Here is an 18,049-nt window from a genome sequence, read left to right as displayed (position 1 = left end):
CCCCCGCGTCCGCCGCCCCCTCGCGGGCCGGACGTCAGAGCATCTCGCGCATCCGGGAGATCTCGCTCGTCTGCTGGGCGGCCACGTCGTCGGCCATCTCCTCGACCTGCACGTTGTTGCCTTCCGACTTGACGTCGGTGGCCATGGTGATCGCGCCCTCGTGGTGGGTGATCATCAGAGTGAGGAAGAGCCGGTCGAAGGCGTCGCCCCGCGCCGCGCGCAGCTTCTTCAGCTGCGCCTCGGTCGCCATGCCGGGCATCGCGGCGTGGTCGTGCGCGCCGCCCGTTGCGTCCTCCTTCTCGCCGTGGTTCTTCAGCCAGCCCCGCATCGCCTCGATCTCGGGCCCCTGGGCCGCGGAGATCCTCTCGGCGAGCTTCCTGACCCGCTCCGACTCGGCCTGCCGCGGCACGAGTTCGGTCATCTCCAGGGCCTGCGCGTGGTGCTGGATCATCATCCGCGCGTACGAGACGTCCGCGGAGTTGGGGGAGTCGTCGTCGGCCCGCTGCTTCTCGGCGTCCTCGGCGGACAGCGTCCGGTTCCCCTCGCCCGGCCGGCCGGGAGCGATCACCGAGGGGCCGGTCGCGGCGGCCGACCGGGTCTCCGAGTCCGAGTCCGAATCGCAGGCGCTCAGGCCGAGCACGGCCAGTGCGGCCAGCGAGGCCGCGGCGAGGGACGCGCCGGACATCGCGGGGCGGAAGGGCACAACAGCCTCCTGTTGCAGGCGGGATGTGGAACACCTCGTGGGTGCGATGACCGTCCTAGCACGCTTCCGCGCGTCACTGATCAAAAAACTTCATTGCGTGTTTGTTGCCCCCTGTTGGTATGAGCATGGCGAAGACGATACTGCGTCGTGTGTGAACCGTTCCAACGGGAACGGAGCTAGGGAGGAAACAGTGACCCTGTTGAACGACCCGCGAACGCGGCGCAGACGCCTGGGAGTCGCGGCGGTCGCCGCCGGACTGCTTTCCGCGCTGCTCACCGCCGGCCCGGCCGTCGCGACCCCCGACCCCGGGGACAGCCCGGCCACGTCGAAGGAGGTGTCCAAGAGCGCGCGCGCCGAGGTGCGCGAGGCGATAGAGAGCGGCGAGATACCCGGTCAGGACGAGATCGTCCACTCGGACAACATCGAGCACCTGACGAACATCCCCAAGGACGCGCTTCCGGGCACCAACTCGGACCTGGCCTTCCAGGGCCGGTACGCCTTCGCCGGCAACTACGACGGCTTCCGCATCTTCGACATCAAGAACCCGAAGAAGCCGAAGACCGTCGCCCAGGTGCTGTGTCCCGGCTCGCAGAACGACATCTCCGTCTCCGGCGATCTGCTGTTCCTGTCGACCGACTCCTCGCGCAGCGACAGCAGTTGCAACAGCACCACGCAGCCGGCGACCGAGAAGTCCTCCTGGGAGGGCATGAAGGTCTTCGACATCAGCGACAAGCGGAACCCGAAGTACGTCGCCGCCGTCGAGACCGCCTGCGGCTCGCACACCCACACGCTGGTGCCCGAGCGCAAGGACGTCTACGTCTACGTCTCGTCGTACTCGCCGAGCGCCGCGTACCCCGACTGCCAGCCGCCGCACGACGGCATCTCCGTCATCAAGGTGCCGCGCAAGGCGCCCGAGCGGGCTGCGGTCGTGGACTTCCCGGTGCTGTTCCCCGGTGAGGGCCCCGACGGCGGCGGCAACCCGGGCGGACCGACCAACCCGGGCGTCTCCAAGACCACCGGCTGCCACGACATCACCGTGCTGCCGTCCGAGGACCTGGCCGCCGGCGCCTGCATGGGTGACGGCATCCTGTTCTCCATCAAGGACCCCGAGCGCCCGAAGGTCATCGACCGGGTCCAGGACAACGTGAACTTCGCGTTCTGGCACTCGGCGACCTTCAACCAGAAGGCAGACAAGGTCGTCTTCACCGACGAGCTGGGCGGCGGCGGTGCGGCCACCTGCAACGCGGAGATCGGCCCGAACCGGGGCGCCGACGGCATCTACGACCTCGTCGGCCGAGGCGACCACCGCAAGCTGGTCTTCCGCAGCTACTTCAAGATCCCGCGCCACCAGGCGGACACCGAGAACTGCGTCGCCCACAACGGCTCGCTGATCCCGGTCAAGGGCCGCGACATCATGGTGCAGGCCTGGTACCAGGGCGGCATCTCCGTCTGGGAGTTCACCGACTCCAGGCGCCCGAAGGAGATCGCCTACTTCGAGCGCGGACCGCTGACCACGGACGGCATGACCACCGGCGGTTCCTGGTCGGCGTACTACTACAACGGCTACATCTACTCGAACGACATCGCCAAGGGCTTCGACGTCCTCAGGCTCGACGACCGGCGCACCGACCCGGCGAAGCGTGTCCGCCTCGACGAGCTGAACACGCAGACGCAGCCGGACTACTTCGACTGAGCCGCACCGTCCGGGCCGCCGGTCTCCGGACCGCCGGTCGCGAAGAACCGCGACAGATCCGTGTCGCACCCCGTCCCGTCGGGCGCCTCGGCGTCCGGCGGGACACCCGTCCTCCACTCCAGCCGGTAGCGCTTGAACAGCTCGGCGCGCAGCACCGGCACGGGCATCGGCACGCCCGGCACCAGGGCCGCGAAGACGGCGCCCATCAGCAGTGCGCGCAGCATCGGGTAGTCGCGGTCGACGTCCCGCGACCCGTGCCGGGCGACGGTGTCGCGCAGCAGCTCCGCCAGCCTGCGCTGCTCGGGGCACGGCACGAAACCCACCTCGGCTTGGAGCAGGCCCGCCATGTGCTGGCGCATCAGCACCGGCCGGTCACGGGCCAGGCCCAGGATCGCGTCGATGGCCCGTGCCATCCGCTCCGCGCCGTCGGAGGTGGCCGGCTCGCGTTCCAGCGCCTCCTCCAGCGTGCGGTGCATCAGCCGGTGCACGGCGGACTGCACGAGCTGGCGTTTGCCGGGGAAGTAGTAGGAGACCAGACCGCGTGCCGACCCCGCCCGGTCGGCGATGGCGCCCAGCGTGGTCGCCTCGTACCCGAACTCGCCGACCAGCTCCACCGCGGCCTGCAGAAGCCGCTCCTTCGAACGCCGCCGCAACTCTTCATTGACCGAGGCGCTGCGCGGGGACATGCTGTACTCCTGCGTTGACTGGCTGGCAGCCAACTATACTCGGCGCAGACCGACCGGCCCTCGTGGTCCGGTCCTGTCATCGTCCGTCCCGGGCGACACGGGGGATCGTCCGGGACGGACTCACCCCGGCGCGGTGGTTGCCCCGGGCTACGGCCTCCAGGTTGGGGCGCACCAGGTCGAGCACCGGCAGCGGTCCCGCCGGGCAGCGCCCCCGGCGGCCTCCAGGGGGAGAAGTCGAACAGCACGGCGTCCACGGGCGGATCCTGCGAGGCGCCGCGGGTGCCGGACTCAGGGATGGCGGCGCCGGTGCACCAGCACGGCGGCCACCGTGACCAGGACGCCGAGGAGCCAGCCGCCGGCCACGTCCGTCGCCCAGTGCACGCCCAGCCACACCCGGGTCACACCGACACCCGCCACGGAGACCGCGGCCACGGCCCAGGCGGCGCGGCGCAGGGCGGGAGAGGCGCCGTAGTAGTGGACGAGCCACACCAGGAGGCCGCACACGAAGGTCGCCGTCATGGCGTGGCCGGACGGGAAGGCCGCGTAGTGGGCGGAGTCCACGGGGTCGGGCCACACGGGGCGGGGGCGGTCCACCGCCGCCTTCAGGACCTGCTGGAGGAGGCTGCCCAGCACACAGGCGGCCCCCAGCCATACGGCGGTCCACCGGTCGCCGCGCCGGAACCACAGCCACAACACGACCACCGCGCACAGCAGTCGCATCGTCCAGGTGTCCCACACCCAGTCCGTGAGGACCCGCATGACCTGGGTGACACCGGGTTCGTCCACGGCCCAGCGGTGCGTCGTGGTGGCGATGTCGTCGTCGAGGCGGATCAGCGGCCCCCACTCGACGGCCACCAGCGTGAGCAGCAGCGCGGAGCACACCGCCAGCACCCAGGCGGCGCCGAGCGCCGTACGGGGGCGCGGTTCGGTGGGCGGGGAGTCGACCGGCGGCGTCTGCATGCTGCGATACTCGCCGACCAGGTGGCCCGGAGGCGAATTCCCGGGGTACGTGCGGTGTGCGGCCGGTCACCCCAGGGCGCGCAGCCCCGGCGCGAACGCCACCAGCACCGGCACCGCCGGCACCAGTGCGGCCGCCGCCGTCAGCCGCAGCCGGCGCGCCGCCGAGAGCCGGTCGGGCGGCGTGAGCAACCGGTGCACCCGCTGCGGGACCTGGGCCTGCGGGGTCGGGCACGGGCCGAACACGCCGCGGTCCTCGTTGAGTTCCACCAGCGCCAGGGCGGTCGTCAGGCGGCCGAAGCGGCGGGACGCCACGTCGTCGGCGGCCAGTTCCACCAGGCGGTGCATCTCGTCGCGGAACGCGGCGAAGACCGGAACCTGCGGGAACCCGTCCGCCAGCGCCGCCGAGCAGTGCAGCAGCCAGTCGTGCCGCGCCTGCGCGTGCCCCTTCTCGTGGGCGAGCACCGCGTCCAGCTGACGGCCCTTGAGGCGGGCCAGCGCGGCGGTGGTGACGACCAGTTGCGGGGGAGTGCCGGGCAGCCACCAGGCGTCCGGCCGTTCGCCCTCCAGCACGACGAGCCGGTCCGGGCCGGGCTCCTCACCCGGCAACAGCGGTGCGCGGAGCAGCAGTTCGGCCCGTCGGACCCGGCGCCTGGCCCGCGCCCGGACGACCTCCCGCACCAGCATCGCCGCGCTCCACAGCCCGGCGCAGGCCAGGGTGAGGGCGGTCGTGTCCGCCCAGAGGCCGGACGTGCCCAGGGCGTACGCCTCGACCACCGGGCCGGGCGCGGTCGCGAACACCGGTCCGCCCACCGCGTGCCAGGCCGCCGCCGCGCTGAACGTCATCGACAGCGCGCAGCACACCAGCACCGCCGCCACCACGCACTGCCACACCCACAGCGCGACCACCGGTTCGCGGTCCGGCCAGTCCGCCCGGGCCAGCAGCCTCGGGGCGAGCACGGCCGTCAGGGCGCCGAGCAGCAGCAGTGCCGCGGGGAGAATCATGGGGGCAGCCTATGAGCGCGGTACCGCCCGGCAGTACGGACCGGCGCGCAAAGTGACGCAGGCAACGATTGCGCCCCGGCGCCCCCGGTCACGGCGGGCCGGTGGCCGGTCACATCGGGGCCAGCATGGCCAGCATCGCGATGCCCATCGAGAGGCGGCAGGCCCGGGCCAGCTCCGGCCGGTCGCCCCACCCCGGCGCCGGTCCGCCCCCGGCGACGGCCGTCACCGGCAGCAGGCGCACTCCGGTCAGCAGGACGTACCCGGTGAAGTAGAGGAGCAGTGCGCCGGTCGCGGCCGGCGGGCCCGAGGCGCCGTGGGCGTGGGCGGGTGAGCCGGCCATCACCACCGCCATGTAGACCATCGCCGCGGCCCCGACGAGGTGGTGCAGGTGGTGTCCGCCGTACCGCGCGGCCGCCCACAGGGCACGCAGCCCGGCCGCGCCGAACACCGTCGCGTAGCCGGCCCAGGTCCACGCCGGCGGGGTGAAGACCGCCGCGGGCACGGCCATCACGGCCATGCCGAACCCCATCAGGGCCTCGCCGCCAGCCGCGCGGCGGGCCTCCTCGTCACGGCTGCGCATCCGCAGCAGGCAGTAGGCGCCGGTCGCCGCGCACAGCGCGACCAGCAGCCATCCGGGCGACGCCGGTCCGTGCACACGCACCTCCCCGTTCGGCGGTCCACGGTCGGACAAGGCCTGCCCCGGCCGTGCGGCGCGCACGCGAGCGCAAGGGGTCACGCAGGGGGTATTCGGGGGAGCGCGGGGGATCGCCGCTGGTCGGGGCGGTGGTGGGGGAGTGCGTCGAGGCGAGGGCGGTGCCGTCAACGTCAATAATTCACGGGTAAAACACCTGTTAAGCTCGTTGCCATGAGCAGTGCGCCCCCCTCCGCCCCTTCTGGTTCTCCCGGCTCTCCCGCCCCGCGGCGGCGCCGACACCTGTCCCTGACCGGAGTGCTGCGGCTGCGCCGGCCCTCCGAGATCTGGTTCAAGCCCGCCCTGAGTTCGGTCGCCGCCGTCGCCCCGCCCAACCTGCTCCTGCTGGCGCTCGGCCGGCTCGACCTGGCGATGTACACGATGGCCGGGTCCCTGTGCGCGCTCTACGCCCACAACCGCCCCTACGCCGCCCGCGCCCGGGTCCTCGCCGGGGTCGTCCTCGGCATGCTCGGCGGGGTCGCCGTCGCCCTGGTGACCGCCTCGCTCACCCGGAACGCCGTCGTCCTGGTCACCGTCGGGGCGCTGCTGGCGGCCGTGCAGAAGGCCCTGTGCGACGCCACCCGCGTCGGACCGCCGGGCAACGTGGTCCTGACCTTCATCAGCTCCGCCGCCCTCTTCGTCCCGCAGACCCTCGCGCAGATCCCCGCCCACCTGGCGCTGGCCGCGGCGGCCGGTGCCTGGGCGTGGCTGGTCGGCATGGCACCCTCCCTGGTCCGGCCGCACGGCCCGGAACGCCGGGCCACCGCCCAGGCCCTGAACGCGGCGGCCGCCTGCGCCGGCGACCGAGGTGCCGGTGACGGTCACGCCGCCGCCCGCGCGGCCGGGTACGCCGCGGTGCAGAACGCCTGGCAGACGCTGCTGGCCGTCCCCGCCACCGGCGCGCGGGCCGGCACCCGGCACGCCCTGGAGCGCCTCGTCGTCCGCGCCGAGGTGGCGCTCGCCGCCCCGGCCGACACCGACCCCGAGCCCCTGCGCGCCTGGGCCCGCGCGCTGCGCGGCTCCGGACGGGTCCCGCGCACCGGCGACGGTCCCGCCGTCGCAGACGAACTCCTCGGCGCCGACGCCGAACTCGCCGCCAGCCCGGCCCCCCTGCGGCGCCGGCTCGGCCCGACGGTCCCGGTCGCGGTACGCACCGCCCTGGGCTGCGCCCTGGCCGGCTACGCCTCGCTGGCCCTCGGCATCGGCCGCCCCTACTGGGCGCTGGTCACCGCCGCCGCCCTGTACCAGGCCAACCTCACCCTCACCTGGAGCCGGGCCGTGCAGCGCGTGGTCGGCAACCTCGCCGGAGTGCTGCTCTTCGCCGCCATAGCACCCCTCGCGCACCTGGGACCGGCGCCGCTCGTCCTGCTCTGCCTGGCCCTGAACTTCGGCGCCGAGGCACTCATCACCCGCAACTACTGGCTGGGCAGCGTCTGCGTGACCCCGATGGCGCTGCTCATCACCGAGTTCGCCGGGTATCAGGAACCGGGCTCCCTGATCACGGAGCGGGTGGTGGACACCGTCGTCGGCGCCCTGGTCGGCTTCCTGGCCGCCGTCGCCGTCACCGACCGGGGTGCCGGGAACCGGGTGGAGCGGGCCCTGCTCGCCGCCGACCGGGCCCGGGAGCACACCGCGCGCGTCCTGGCGGACCCGGAGCCGTCGCCCCGCGCCCTGGAGCCGGCCCGCCGGGCCCTCGCCGCCGCGCTGACCGACCTGCGGGCCACCGTCGACGCCGCGGCCGGCGAATGGTGGGGACGCGCGCTGCCGCAGGAGAGGGTCGTGCTCGCCGAGCAGTCCGGACACCGTACGCTCGCCGCAGCGGTGCGGCGCCGGGCGGCGCGCCCGGAACTGGACACGAGCGCGAGAGCGGAGGACGTACGGCCATGACGGCAACCGACGGGGGCTCGGCGACCGGGGGCGACCGGAGAGGGGGGCCGGGCGGCGACACCGTGGCCGCGGTCGTGCGGCAGTGGCGGGCGGTCCACCCGGACCTCGACACCGGGCCGATGGAGATCATCGGCCGGATCAACCGCTGCGCCGCGCTCCTCCAGCAGGCCGAGGACGCCCCGCTCCGCCGGGCGGGCCTGAGCCGGGCCGAGTTCGACCTGCTCGGCGCGTTGCGCCGCACCGGCCACGAGCTGACCCCTGGCGACCTCGCCCGCGAGACCTTCTCCTCCGGCGCCGCGGTCACCAAGCGCCTCAAGCAGCTCACCGAGCGAGGCCTGGTGGATCGGCGCGGCGACACCCGCGACCGCCGCGTCGCGCACGTCCGCCTCACGGACGGCGGACGCGACCTCGTCGACGGCATCCTGCCCGAGCAGCTCTCCTACGAGGCCGCCGTCCTCTCGGGGGTCGACGGGCGGCGGCAGGACGAGCTGGCGACGCTCCTCGGCGGGCTGCTCGGCCAGCTGGAGGGCCGGCTCGACGCGCTGCGGGTCTGAAGCCGCGGCGGCGACTCCCTCAGCGCTCGTCCCCCGCCCGGTACACGCCGAACATCGCGCCCCGCGGGTCGCGCAGTACCGCGATCCGCGGTCCGTCGGGCGGTGAGACGGGCTCCATCAGCACCGTGCCGCCGCCGTCGGTGGCGCCGGCCGCCGCGGTGTCCACGTCCGTCACGGCGAAATAGGGCAGCCAGTGCGCGGGCACCTCGTGCGGGAACTTGTCGTCCATGGTCACCATGCCCCCGAAGTCCGCGCCGCCGATGCCCCACTGCGGGTAGTACGCCGAGGCGGTGACGGTCCAGCCGAACACCGTGGTGTAGAAGTCGGCGGCGCGGTCGGGCTCGCGGGTCAGCAGCTCCACCCAGCCCAGCGAGCCGTGCGCGTTCAGCACTCCCGCGCCGGTGAAGGAGCCGGGTTGCCACAGCTGGAACAGCGCTCCGGTGGGGTCCACGACCACCACGAAGCGGCCGTGGCCGGGCACGTCCACGGGTCCCTCGGCCACCGTCCCGCCGGCCGCCGTCACCTGGCGGACCGCGGTGTCCGCGTCGCGCACGGCGAACACCACGTCCCACGCGACGGGCTGCCCGGGCCGCGACAGGGGGGTCAGGCCGGCCACCGCGGCGCCGCCGAGGCGGGCGACGGTGTGGCCACTCGCCCGCTGCCCCGGCTCCGTCTCGGGCCGCCAGCCGAAGAGTCCGCCGTAGAAGCGTTCGGCCGCCGCCAGGTCGTCGGTGCCCAGCTCCGCCCAGCAGGGGCCGCCGGTCACCGGTTCGTGGAGCTTCATCGCGTGGGGCCTCCTCCGCCGGGACACGAGCCGTCCGCCCCTCCCAGCACGCTAAGGCCGCCCCGGTGCCGGGGCCATCCGGCGGGGGACTGCGCCTTCCGCAGGCCCCTCAGATACCGGGCCGGTAACGCAGCGGGTGCCCTGCGGGCACCTCCACCAGGACGATCCGGGTTCCGTCCGGATCCGCGATCCACATCTCCACCAGCCCCCACGGCTCCTCGACCGGCGGCCGCACGATCTCGACGCCCTCGGCGCGCAGTTCGTCGTGGGCCGCCGCGGCGTCCTCGACCTGGAGCCACACCTGGAGCGCCGGGGACGGCGGGGCCTCGGAGCGCCCGGACACTTCGAGGAAGCCGCCGCCCAGGAAGTACACGGTGCCCCGCTCGGGGCCGGTGCCGAACTCCCGGTGGACGGCGAGGCCGAGCTGCTCGCCGTAGAAGGCGCGGGAGCGTTCGGGGTCGGTGGGCCGGAGCAGGATCCGGCTGCTGAGTACATGCACCATGCGTCCCGACCCTACTGGCGGCGTTACGCTCGTCGGTGCCCGCGCCGCGCCAGCGAACGAACCGGAGAACGCCCCACCCATGGACACCACCGCCAGCCCCCTGAGCTACCGCGACGCCACCGAAGCCGACGTGGACGGGATCGTGGCACTCATCCAGTCCGCGTACCGCGGCGAGTCCAGCCGGGCCGGGTGGACCACCGAGGCGGACATCCTCCAGGGACAGCGCACGGACCCCCAGGGCGTGCTGGACGTCGTGAAGTCGCCGGACAGCCGGCTGCTGACGGTCGAGCGGGAGGGCCGCGTCGTGGCCTGCTGCCAGCTGGAGCACCGCGGGACGAACGCCTACTTCGGCATGTTCGCCGTCAGCCCCGTGCTCCAGGGCGCGGGCCTGGGCAGGGCGATCCTCGCCGAGGCGGAACGGCGGGCCCGCGAGGAGTGGGGCGTCGCGGAGATGCACATGACCGTCATCTCCGTCCGAGAGGACCTCATCGCCTGGTACGAGCGCCGCGGCTACCGCCGTACGGGAGAGATGACCCCCTTCCCGTACGGCGACGAGCGCTTCGGCGTCCCCCAGCGCGACGACCTGCGGTTCGAGCTGCTGGTCAAGCCGCTGGCCTGAGCCTTCAGGCGGTGAAGCGGCCGGTGCGCTTGATCTCCGGGTAGTCGGTCGTCGCACCGTCGAGGCCGAGGGCGCGCACCAGCCGCAGCTGGTCCTGGGTGTTGACGGTCCAGGAGAAGACCCGCAGCCCCGCCTTGCGGGCGCGCTCCACGATCTCCAGCGTGATCCGGTTGATGTCCAGGCACAGGGTCCCGGCGCCCGCCTCCACGGCCCGGTCCACGACCTCGGGGCCGTAGTACTGCGCGACCAGGGCGGTGCGCACCCCCGGCACCAGCCGGGCGATCTCCACGATGGCCTCGTCGTGGAACGAGATCACCTCGACCCGGTCCACCAGGTCCCGGCGGAGCATCACCTCGGAGAGCGTGCGGGCGGCCGCCGCGTCCTTGATCTCGGCCTGCAGCGGCACGGAGACGGCGTCCAGCACCTCCTCGAAGACCGGGACGCGCTCCCCGCGGCCCGCGTCCAGCGCGCGCAGCTCCTCGAGGGTCTTCTCGGCGATCGCACCCGTGCCGTCGGTGGTGCGGTCCACCTCGGCGTCGTGCATGACGACGAGCGCGCCGTCCTTGCTGAGGTGCAGGTCCAGTTCGACGACGTCGAGGCCGGCCTGCTCGGCGGTGACGAAGGAGCGCAGGGTGTTCTCGGGTTCGAGACCCATCGCTCCGCGGTGACCGATGGTGAGGAAGTTCAAGGCTCGACTCGCTTCCGTCGACGTCGGCGGTGGCAGGGCGGCAGCCTAACGGCCCTGCGGGACCGTTTCCCCTCTGCCGCGCGTGGTATACGAGCCTGGGCGTCCCGCAGGAAAAAATGCGGTGGAGCACCGGGTGCGGCAGGATAATTTACGGGGGCTCCCCTTGCTGGGAGAAACCTCGTACGCATACGGTGTCCTGACGCAAGCTTCTCTTGTGGAGGATGGGACATGACGGAAATTCTTGTGCAGGTGGGTGCGGAGGGAAACATTCCTCCCGCGAGCAGGGTGGTGGAGCACCCGGCGTGGCCCGTGCTCAAGGATGCCGTGGAGCGGATCCGGCCATGGCAGTCCAAGGACGGGTCGATCGACTTCGACGCCGAGGGCGCGCCGGGGCGCGGTGCGGCCGAGGACGCCGTACGCCGTGTCGCCGAGGCGGTCCGCGAGCTGTCCCCGCTCCTGCCGCACGACCGTGCCTACCACGAGGCCCTGGTGACCGACCTCGGCCGCTGGGCCGACGGCGGCTTCGGGGTGCCCGACTTCCTCGACTCGCTGCTGGCCTTCCAGCCCGCCGCCAACCGCGCGGACGGCCTCCAGCACCTGGTCGTCTTCCCGATGTACACGCAGAACGGCAATCCGGACCGCAACTTCGAAGCGGTCGTGCTGCGCATGGTCTGGCCCGACTGGCTGGCCGAGCTGGAGCGCACCCGCTACGACAACCCGTTGTTCTGCGGCATCACCTTCGAGGACTTCACGGCCGGCTACGACACCAACTCGGCCGTCCTCTTCCCGGAGACGATCGCCGTGCGCGAGGCCCCCGAGCGCTTCTCCTGGGGCGGCATCTTCTGCGACCGCGAGGCCGCGCGCTTCCGCCGCGTCACGGAGGCCGCCGTCGGCATCCTGGGCGTCGAGCTGCCCGCGGACGTCGCCGCGATGGTGGACGACCAGAAGCGCTGCGAAGAGGCCTTCGTCCTGTGGGACATGGTCCACGACCGCACCCACAGCCACGGCGACCTGCCGTTCGACCCGTTCATGATCAAGCAGCGCCAGCCGTTCTGGATGTACGGCCTGGAGGAGCTGCGCTGCGACCTCACCGCCTTCCGCGAGGCCGTGCGGCTGGAGGCGGACGGCGTGCCGCAGGCCCGCGACGTGCAGATCGCGGTCCTCTTCGACCGCATGTTCCGCTTCCCGGTCACCGGTGAGCGCGTGCGCAACTACGACGGGCTCGGCGGTCAGCTCCTCTTCGCCTACCTGCACAAGCACGACGTCGTGCGCTGGACCGACAACAAGCTGTTCATCGACTGGCAGCGCGCCCCCGAGGTCACCAACCAGCTGTGCGCCGAGATCGAGACGCTCTACCGGGACGGCATCGACCGCCCGAAGATCGTCCACTGGTTCGCCGGCTACGAGCTGGTCTCCACCTACCTCGCCCCGCACCCGGGCTCGAAGTGGGCGAAGGGCCCCGACGCCCTCGACCTGACCCTGCCCCCGCGCAAGCTGGTCGACGACGTGCTGCCGGACGAGTTTCCGCTGAGCATGTTCTACGAGGCGCTGTCCAAGAAGCTGAAGAAGGTGATTGCCTCTACCCGGGGCATCACCGCGGCCGGCGCCGAGCGGGCCGCCGCGTGAGCGACGGCACCGGACAGGCACGGACGCGGCAGGCACAGGCTCGGGAGGCGAGGACCATGGGCAACGGGGCGCTCGACGGCGCGGTGATCGCGGTGGCCGGGGCGGGCGGACCCGCCGGACGGGCCGCCCTGCTGCGGCTCGCCGAGGCGGGCGCGACGGTCGTCGGCTCGGACAACGACCCGGAACGGCTCGCGGAGGCCGTCGACGCGGCCCGCTACGCGCACGGCGGCGCCAGCGTCACCGGCGAGACCGTGGACCTGCTCGACCGGGACGCTGCCCAGGCCTGGGCCGACCGCACCGAGCAGGAGTTCGGGCGGGTCGACGGCCTCGTCCACCTGGTCGGCGGCTGGCGCGGCAGCCAGAGCTTCACCAAGACCAACCTCGACGACTGGGACCTGCTGGAGCTGCTGCTGATCCGCACGGTCCAGCACACCTCCCTCGCCTTCCACGAGGCGCTCCAGCGCAGCGACCGGGGCCGGTACGTGCTGATCAGCGCCGCGGGCGCGAGCAACCCCACCGCGGGCAACGCCGCGTACTCCGCCGCCAAGGCCGCGGCCGAGGCCTGGACCCTGGCGATGGCGGACTACTTCCGCAAGGCGGGGGGCGAGCAGGGCCCGACGTCGGCGGCTGCGATCCTGGTGGTGAAGGCGTTGGTGCACGACGCGATGCGCGCCGAGCGTCCCAACGCGAAGTTCGCGGGCTTCACGGACGTGCGTGACCTCGCCGAGGCCGTCGCCGGAGTCTGGGACAAGCCCGCCGCGGAAGTGAACGGAAACCGTCTGTGGCTGACCGAGAAGCCGTGAACCCCCCGAAGACCGACGCGCGTCGCCATCACGACCCCGGGGTCCGCGGTTTCGCCAGCGACAACTACGCGGGCGCGCACCCGGAGGTGCTCGCCGCGCTGGCGCTGGCCAACGGCGGGCACCAGGTGGCGTACGGCGAGGACGAGTACACCGAGAACCTCCAGCGGGTGATCCGCAGCCACTTCGGCTCCGGCGCCGAGGCCTTCCCGGTCTTCAACGGGACCGGCGCCAACGTCGTCGCGCTCCAGGCGGTCACCGACCGCTGGGGCGCGGTGATCTGCGCCGAGAGCGCGCACATCAACGTCGACGAGGGCGGCGCCCCCGAGCGCATGGGCGGGCTGAAGCTGCTCACCGTGCCCACGCCCGACGGCAAGCTCACCCCCGACCTCATCGACCGGCAGGCGTACGGCTGGGACGACGAGCACCGCGCGATGCCGCAGGTCGTCTCGATCACCCAGAGCACCGAGCTGGGCACGCTCTACACGCCCGACGAGATCCGGGCCATCTGTGAACACGCCCACGCCCACGGCATGCGGGTGCACCTGGACGGCTCCCGCATAGCCAACGCGGCCGCCTCCCTGGACGTCCCCATGCGGACGTTCACCAACGCCGTCGGCGTCGACCTGCTCTCGCTCGGCGGCACCAAGAACGGCGCCCTGTTCGGCGAGGCGGTCGTCGTCCTGAACCGGGACGCCGTCCGCCACATGAAGCACCTGCGCAAGCTGTCCATGCAGCTCGCCTCCAAGATGCGCTTCGTGTCGGTGCAGCTGGAGGCGCTGCTCGCCAAGGACCTGTGGCTGCGCAACGCCCGGCACGGCAACGAGATGGCGCAGCGCCTCGCCGAGGGCGTGCGCGCCGTGCACGGCGTGGAGATCCTCTACCCGGTGCAGGCCAACGCGGTCTTCGCCCGGCTGCCGCACGACGTGAGCGAACGGCTCCAGAAGCGCTTCCGCTTCTACTTCTGGGACGAGGCCGCCGGCGACGTCCGCTGGATGTGCGCGTTCGACACCACCGAGGACGACGTCGACGCGTTCGTGGCGGCGCTCAAGGAGGAGATGGCGCGCTGACCGGCCCGGCCCGCATGTGTGCATAGATATGCGGTCACCTGAAAAGTCATTGACGTTCGGGTGGCCGCGTTTCTATGCTCTGCGGCCATGGAGCTGATCCAGAAGACGCCCGACCTGTCCGCCTATCTGGCCGCCGACGAGGTCATCGACCACGACCACCCGCGGGTGAGGGAGGTGGCCGGCGGACTGGCCAAGGAGGCGGCCGACTCGTATGCCTATGCACGCCTGGCCTTCGAATTCGTGCGGGACACCATCCCGCACTCCCAGGACTCCGGGGACCCGCGCGTCACCTGGCGGGCCTCCGACGTCCTGGAGCGCCGCACCGGCATCTGCTACGCCAAGGCCCATGCGCTGACCGCCCTGCTGCGGGCCGAGGACATCCCGACCGCCCTGTGCTACCAGCGCTTCGACGTGGTGCACGGACTGGTCGCCGTACGCTTCAACGGCGCCTGGCACCGCCAGGACCCGCGCGGCAACAAGCCCGGCGTCGACGCGCGGTTCTCCCTGGCGGGGGAGCGGCTCGCCTTCACGCCGGACCGCGCCGCCGGCGAGGAGGACTACCCCGAGCTGTACGCCGCGCCGCACCCGGCCGTCCTGGCCGCCCTGAAGGCGGCCACCGACCGGCCGCACCTGTGGGCGACCCTCCCCGCGGCGCTCTGACCCGCCCGGCTCAGTGCGCCTGGGCCGCGCGCAGCTGCTCCTGCGTCGGCGCCGTGCCGCCGAGGTGGGCCGGCATCCACCAGGTGTCGTCCGCGCCCTTGGGGCGCACCGGGTACGCGCGCTGCGCCGCCTCCAGCAGCTCCTGCACACGCTCGCGCAGCCGGCGGGTGATCGCGCCCGCGTACTGCTCGCGGGACGCCTCCATCGCCTCGCCCACCCGGATCGTGATCGGGGTGTGGCTGCGCTTGAAGTTGCGCGGGTGCCCCTTGGTCCACAGCCGCTGCGTGCCCCACAGCGCCATCGGGATCAGCGGGACGCCGGCCTCCTGGGCCAGGCGCGCGGCACCCGACTTGAAGCTCTTCAACGTGAACGACTCGGAGATCGTCGCTTCCGGGAACACCCCGACGATCTCGCCCGACCGCAGTGAGTCCAGGGCGTGCGCGTACGCCGCCTCGCCCTGCTTGCGGTCGACCGGGATGTGCTTCATGTTGCGCATCAGCGGCCCGGAGACCTTGTGCCGGAAGACCGACTCCTTCGCCATGAAGCGCACCAGCCGCTTCTGGGGCAGCGCCGCCAGGCCGTCGAAGATGAAGTCCAGGTAGCTGATGTGGTTGCTCACCAGCACGGCGCCGCCCGAGCGCGGGATGTTCTCCGAACCCTGGCAGTCGATCTTGAGGTCCCACACCTTGAACAGGGTGCGGGCGAGACCGATGGCCGGGCGGTAGGCGAGTTCTGCCATGGGCGGGTCGGACCCTTCCTTGTCAGCCTGGGAAGGGGGCTCCCAGTCGAAAGTTACGCAGCCGTAGGTTTACGGCTTGTCGCAGATCGTGCCCCAAGAACGGCCCGTGTACCAGCCTTGGTGCCCGTATGCGGCGAGATCCTCATCACTCGTCCGCCCGTCCGGTGGCCGGAAGACGATGGTCGACGGGAATCTCCACGCCGCCGCGGGTGCTGCACCTGGGGACGACCGAACCGGCGGTGCGCCATGTCGGCGTGCCCATGAGTGCCGCGCGAGCGGCGGAACGGGGGCGCGCCGGTGGGCGGGCAGGACGACGGCGGACGGTCCGGGCACCCCGGCCCGCGCATCGAGGCGGCCGACCTGGGGGAGGAACTGGGCGCCCGGGCGACGCTGGTGCAGTTCTCCAGCGCCTTCTGCGCCCCCTGCCGAGCCACCCGGCGGGTGCTCGGCGAGGTGGCCCGCATGGTCCCGGGGGTCGCCCACGTCGAGATCGACGCCGAGGCCCGCCTGGAACTCGTCCGCTCCCTCGGCGTACGGAAGACCCCGACCGTGCTGGTGCTCGACGCGGGCGGCCGGGTCGTGCGGCGCGCCGTCGGGCAGCCGCGCAAGGCGGACGTGATCGCCGCGCTGGGCGAGGCGGTGTGATCACCGCCACGCCGGAGGTGAGGCGCCCCCCACAGCCCCCACGCCCCGGTGCGTACTTGACTGTGCGGGCCATCCGTCGTCAGCCTGCCCCCATGACCGCTCCCCGCCGCCGGGACCGTCGCGCCACGCAGAAGGGCACCTCCGTATGACGGCCACATCCGACGTCGCCGCGCAGCGGCTCGCCACCGACGACCTGCTGCGGTCCGTCTTCCGGCGGCACGCTGCGGGGGTCGCCGTGATCACCGCGGCCGGCTCCTCCGGCCCGGTGGGCTTCACCGCCACGTCCCTCACGTCGGTCTCCGCGCGGCCCCCGCTGCTCTCCTTCGGCATCGGCACCGGCTCCTCCAGCTGGCCCGCGCTCGCCGCGGCCGAGTACGTCGGCGTGCACGTGCTGGGCGAGCACCAGCGGGAGCTGGCCGCCACGTTCGCGCGCAGCGGCGCCGACCGCTTCGGGGCCCCCACCGCCTGGCGCCCGGGCCCGCACGGTGTGCCCGTGCTGGACGGCGTGCTCGCCTGGCTCGTGTGCCGCGTCGCCGCCCGGGTGCCCGCGGGGGACCACCGCATCGTGCTGGCCGAGGTGCTGACCGGCGATCCGGCGGGCGCCGGCGGGCCGCTGCTGTACCACCAGGGCGGTTACACCGGTCTGCGCGACTGACCGCGGCCGGTGGCGGCCGCTTCTGCGGAGGCGTCGAGTTCCGGTTACGCTGCGTTGCGAAGGTCACAGTTCAAAGCGCTTGCTTAGCGGGAAAGAACTGGGTGTACTGACGAGTAATATTCCGGTGCGGAGCACAGGTCGCCCCGCCCGGGATCGGCCGCTTGGGGCGCCTATGCTGCCTGCAAGAGGCAGCACTGAAATGTCGACGCAGTAGGAGAGCCGGCGTGAGCTTGAGGATCGTTGTCACTGTGAAGTACGTGCCCGACGCCACCGGCGACCGGCACTTCGCCGATGACCTGACCGTCGACCGGGACGACGTGGACGGTCTGCTCTCCGAGCTCGACGAGTACGCGGTCGAGCAGGCGCTGCAGATCTCCGAGAATTCCGACGACGACGTGGAGATCACTGTCCTGACGGTGGGCCCGGAGGACGCCAAGGACGCCCTGCGCAAGGCGCTGTCCATGGGCGCCGACAAGGCGATCCACGTCGAGGACGACGACCTGCACGGCACCGACGCCATCGGCACCTCCCTGGTCCTGGCCAAGGCCGTCGAGAAGGCCGGCTACGACCTGGTCATCTCCGGCATGGCCTCCACCGACGGCACCATGGGCGTCGTCCCCGCGCTGCTCGCCGAGCGCCTGGGCGTGCCGCAGGTGACGCTGCTGTCCGAGGTCTCCGTGGACGGCGGCACGGTCAAGGGCCGCCGGGACGGCGACACGGCCACCGAGCAGCTGGAGGCCTCGCTGCCCGCCGTCGTGTCGGTCACCGACCAGTCGGGCGAGGCGCGTTACCCGTCCTTCAAGGGCATCATGGCGGCCAAGAAGAAGCCGGTCGAGTCCTGGGACCTCTCCGACCTCGACATCGACGAGGACGAGGTCGGCCTGGAGAACGCCTGGACCGCGGTGGACTCCGCGACCGAGCGCCCGGCGCGCACCGCGGGCACGATCGTCAAGGACGAGGGCGAGGGCGGCAAGCAGCTCGCCGCCTTCCTCGCGGAGCGAAAGTTCGTGTAACAGCCTGGCGGGCCAGAAGTTCATCTGAGCCCCGCTCCGCCGACCGCCCCTCATCTTTCGCAAGCAGGAGAG

At 72.7% G+C, this 18,049-nt stretch carries 20 protein-coding genes; 11 read left to right on the top strand and 9 right to left on the bottom strand.

The features are described from left to right. Window positions 1–34: 34 nt before the first annotated feature. Window positions 35–685 carry a DUF305 domain-containing protein gene (locus IE108_RS06470; RefSeq protein ID WP_064731643.1) on the bottom strand — a complete coding sequence of 217 codons (651 nt, stop codon included), beginning with the start codon at window positions 683–685 and terminating at the stop codon, window positions 35–37. Window positions 686–893: 208 nt separating this feature from the next. Between IE108_RS06470 and IE108_RS06465 the strand changes: the two genes are divergently transcribed. Then, entirely contained in the window at window positions 894–2,396 is a 1,503-nt protein-coding gene (locus tag IE108_RS06465) for an LVIVD repeat-containing protein (protein WP_064726560.1), read from the top strand. Here IE108_RS06465 and IE108_RS06460 read toward each other — a convergent pair. The 4 genes from IE108_RS06460 to IE108_RS06445 form a co-directional block, all read right to left on the bottom strand. Then, complete coding sequence (locus IE108_RS06460; RefSeq protein WP_064726559.1) at window positions 2,384–3,082, bottom strand: TetR/AcrR family transcriptional regulator; 699 nt, start codon at window positions 3,080–3,082, stop codon at window positions 2,384–2,386. The genes IE108_RS06465 and IE108_RS06460 overlap by 13 nt on opposite strands. A gap of 288 nt (window positions 3,083–3,370) precedes the next feature. Further along, entirely contained in the window at window positions 3,371–4,042 is a 672-nt protein-coding gene (locus IE108_RS06455; protein ID WP_064726558.1) for a phosphatase PAP2 family protein, read from the bottom strand. 66 nt (window positions 4,043–4,108) lie between these two features. Continuing rightward, complete coding sequence (locus IE108_RS06450) at window positions 4,109–5,044, bottom strand: M56 family metallopeptidase (protein ID WP_064726557.1); 936 nt, start codon at window positions 5,042–5,044, stop codon at window positions 4,109–4,111. Window positions 5,045–5,153: 109 nt separating this feature from the next. Then, window positions 5,154–5,699, bottom strand: a complete 546-nt coding sequence (locus IE108_RS06445) for a DUF5134 domain-containing protein (protein ID WP_064726556.1) — start codon at window positions 5,697–5,699, stop codon at window positions 5,154–5,156. Window positions 5,700–5,909: 210 nt separating this feature from the next. Here IE108_RS06445 and IE108_RS06440 point away from each other — a divergent pair, with 210 nt between their 5' ends. Together IE108_RS06440 and IE108_RS06435 are read left to right on the top strand one after the other, a co-directional pair. After that, a complete protein-coding gene (locus IE108_RS06440; RefSeq protein ID WP_079163429.1) occupies window positions 5,910–7,622 on the top strand; it encodes an FUSC family protein in 1,713 nt (570 codons plus the stop codon). After that, entirely contained in the window at window positions 7,619–8,176 is a 558-nt protein-coding gene (locus IE108_RS06435; RefSeq protein ID WP_064726554.1) for a MarR family winged helix-turn-helix transcriptional regulator, read from the top strand. The genes IE108_RS06440 and IE108_RS06435 overlap by 4 nt, the downstream gene beginning before the upstream one ends. Window positions 8,177–8,195: 19 nt before the next feature. Here the strand turns inward: IE108_RS06435 and IE108_RS06430 are convergent, their stop codons facing one another. Both IE108_RS06430 and IE108_RS06425 read right to left on the bottom strand, forming a co-directional pair. Then, the gene (locus IE108_RS06430; protein ID WP_064726553.1) at window positions 8,196–8,960 is read right to left on the bottom strand and encodes a VOC family protein; all 765 of its coding nucleotides are present in this window, start codon (window positions 8,958–8,960) and stop codon (window positions 8,196–8,198) included. A 109-nt stretch (window positions 8,961–9,069) separates the two neighbouring features. After that, a complete protein-coding gene (locus IE108_RS06425; protein ID WP_064726552.1) occupies window positions 9,070–9,462 on the bottom strand; it encodes a VOC family protein in 393 nt (130 codons plus the stop codon). Window positions 9,463–9,541: 79 nt separating this feature from the next. Between IE108_RS06425 and IE108_RS06420 the strand changes: the two genes are divergently transcribed. Further along, window positions 9,542–10,081, top strand: a complete 540-nt coding sequence (locus tag IE108_RS06420) for a GNAT family N-acetyltransferase (protein ID WP_064726551.1) — start codon at window positions 9,542–9,544, stop codon at window positions 10,079–10,081. 4 nt (window positions 10,082–10,085) lie between these two features. On the opposite strand, the gene IE108_RS06415 is transcribed toward IE108_RS06420, so the two are convergent. Next, window positions 10,086–10,769 carry a glycerophosphodiester phosphodiesterase gene (locus IE108_RS06415; RefSeq protein ID WP_064726550.1) on the bottom strand — a complete coding sequence of 228 codons (684 nt, stop codon included), beginning with the start codon at window positions 10,767–10,769 and terminating at the stop codon, window positions 10,086–10,088. Between the two features lie 228 nt (window positions 10,770–10,997). Here IE108_RS06415 and IE108_RS06410 point away from each other — a divergent pair, with 228 nt between their 5' ends. From IE108_RS06410 to IE108_RS06395, 4 genes are all read left to right on the top strand, one after another. Beyond that, the gene (locus tag IE108_RS06410; protein WP_064726549.1) at window positions 10,998–12,395 is read left to right on the top strand and encodes a DUF6421 family protein; all 1,398 of its coding nucleotides are present in this window, start codon (window positions 10,998–11,000) and stop codon (window positions 12,393–12,395) included. A gap of 56 nt (window positions 12,396–12,451) precedes the next feature. After that, window positions 12,452–13,198 carry an SDR family NAD(P)-dependent oxidoreductase gene (locus IE108_RS06405; protein ID WP_064726548.1) on the top strand — a complete coding sequence of 249 codons (747 nt, stop codon included), beginning with the start codon at window positions 12,452–12,454 and terminating at the stop codon, window positions 13,196–13,198. After that, window positions 13,195–14,265: a threonine aldolase family protein gene (locus tag IE108_RS06400; protein WP_064726547.1), complete on the top strand. Its 1,071-nt coding sequence runs from the start codon at window positions 13,195–13,197 to the stop codon at window positions 14,263–14,265. The genes IE108_RS06405 and IE108_RS06400 overlap by 4 nt, the downstream gene beginning before the upstream one ends. 87 nt (window positions 14,266–14,352) lie before the next feature. Further along, entirely contained in the window at window positions 14,353–14,925 is a 573-nt protein-coding gene (locus IE108_RS06395) for a transglutaminase-like domain-containing protein (RefSeq protein ID WP_064726546.1), read from the top strand. Between the two features lie 10 nt (window positions 14,926–14,935). On the opposite strand, the gene IE108_RS06390 is transcribed toward IE108_RS06395, so the two are convergent. Next, a complete protein-coding gene (locus tag IE108_RS06390; protein WP_064726545.1) occupies window positions 14,936–15,664 on the bottom strand; it encodes a lysophospholipid acyltransferase family protein in 729 nt (242 codons plus the stop codon). A 264-nt stretch (window positions 15,665–15,928) separates the two neighbouring features. On the opposite strand from IE108_RS06390, the gene IE108_RS06385 reads away from it, so the two are divergent. From IE108_RS06385 to IE108_RS06375, 3 genes are all read left to right on the top strand, one after another. Then, window positions 15,929–16,309: a TlpA family protein disulfide reductase gene (locus IE108_RS06385; RefSeq protein WP_079163428.1), complete on the top strand. Its 381-nt coding sequence runs from the start codon at window positions 15,929–15,931 to the stop codon at window positions 16,307–16,309. A gap of 145 nt (window positions 16,310–16,454) precedes the next feature. Beyond that, entirely contained in the window at window positions 16,455–16,964 is a 510-nt protein-coding gene (locus IE108_RS06380) for a flavin reductase family protein (protein WP_064726543.1), read from the top strand. A 224-nt stretch (window positions 16,965–17,188) separates the two neighbouring features. Continuing rightward, window positions 17,189–17,977 (top strand): electron transfer flavoprotein subunit beta/FixA family protein, encoded by a 789-nt coding sequence (locus IE108_RS06375; protein ID WP_064726542.1) that lies wholly within the window; start codon window positions 17,189–17,191, stop codon window positions 17,975–17,977. Window positions 17,978–18,049 lie beyond the last annotated feature (72 nt).

Source organism: Streptomyces parvulus (assembly GCF_014648855.1).
Taxonomy (GTDB): Bacteria; Actinomycetota; Actinomycetes; order Streptomycetales; family Streptomycetaceae; genus Streptomyces; species Streptomyces parvulus.
This window is presented reverse-complemented; position numbering and strand designations above follow the sequence as displayed.

Coding starts and splice junctions, on each gene's coding strand:
- IE108_RS06470 (WP_064731643.1), bottom strand. CDS start 685: ATGTCCGGCGCGTCCCTCGCCGCGGCCTCGCTGGCCGCACTGGCCGTG.
- IE108_RS06460 (WP_064726559.1), bottom strand. CDS start 3,082: ATGTCCCCGCGCAGCGCCTCGGTCAATGAAGAGTTGCGGCGGCGTTCG.
- IE108_RS06455 (WP_064726558.1), bottom strand. CDS start 4,042: ATGCAGACGCCGCCGGTCGACTCCCCGCCCACCGAACCGCGCCCCCGT.
- IE108_RS06450 (WP_064726557.1), bottom strand. CDS start 5,044: ATGATTCTCCCCGCGGCACTGCTGCTGCTCGGCGCCCTGACGGCCGTG.
- IE108_RS06440 (WP_079163429.1), top strand. CDS start 5,910: ATGAGCAGTGCGCCCCCCTCCGCCCCTTCTGGTTCTCCCGGCTCTCCC.
- IE108_RS06435 (WP_064726554.1), top strand. CDS start 7,619: ATGACGGCAACCGACGGGGGCTCGGCGACCGGGGGCGACCGGAGAGGG.
- IE108_RS06430 (WP_064726553.1), bottom strand. CDS start 8,960: ATGAAGCTCCACGAACCGGTGACCGGCGGCCCCTGCTGGGCGGAGCTG.
- IE108_RS06425 (WP_064726552.1), bottom strand. CDS start 9,462: ATGGTGCATGTACTCAGCAGCCGGATCCTGCTCCGGCCCACCGACCCC.
- IE108_RS06420 (WP_064726551.1), top strand. CDS start 9,542: ATGGACACCACCGCCAGCCCCCTGAGCTACCGCGACGCCACCGAAGCC.
- IE108_RS06410 (WP_064726549.1), top strand. CDS start 10,998: ATGACGGAAATTCTTGTGCAGGTGGGTGCGGAGGGAAACATTCCTCCC.
- IE108_RS06405 (WP_064726548.1), top strand. CDS start 12,452: ATGGGCAACGGGGCGCTCGACGGCGCGGTGATCGCGGTGGCCGGGGCG.
- IE108_RS06395 (WP_064726546.1), top strand. CDS start 14,353: ATGGAGCTGATCCAGAAGACGCCCGACCTGTCCGCCTATCTGGCCGCC.
- IE108_RS06390 (WP_064726545.1), bottom strand. CDS start 15,664: ATGGCAGAACTCGCCTACCGCCCGGCCATCGGTCTCGCCCGCACCCTG.
- IE108_RS06380 (WP_064726543.1), top strand. CDS start 16,455: ATGACGGCCACATCCGACGTCGCCGCGCAGCGGCTCGCCACCGACGAC.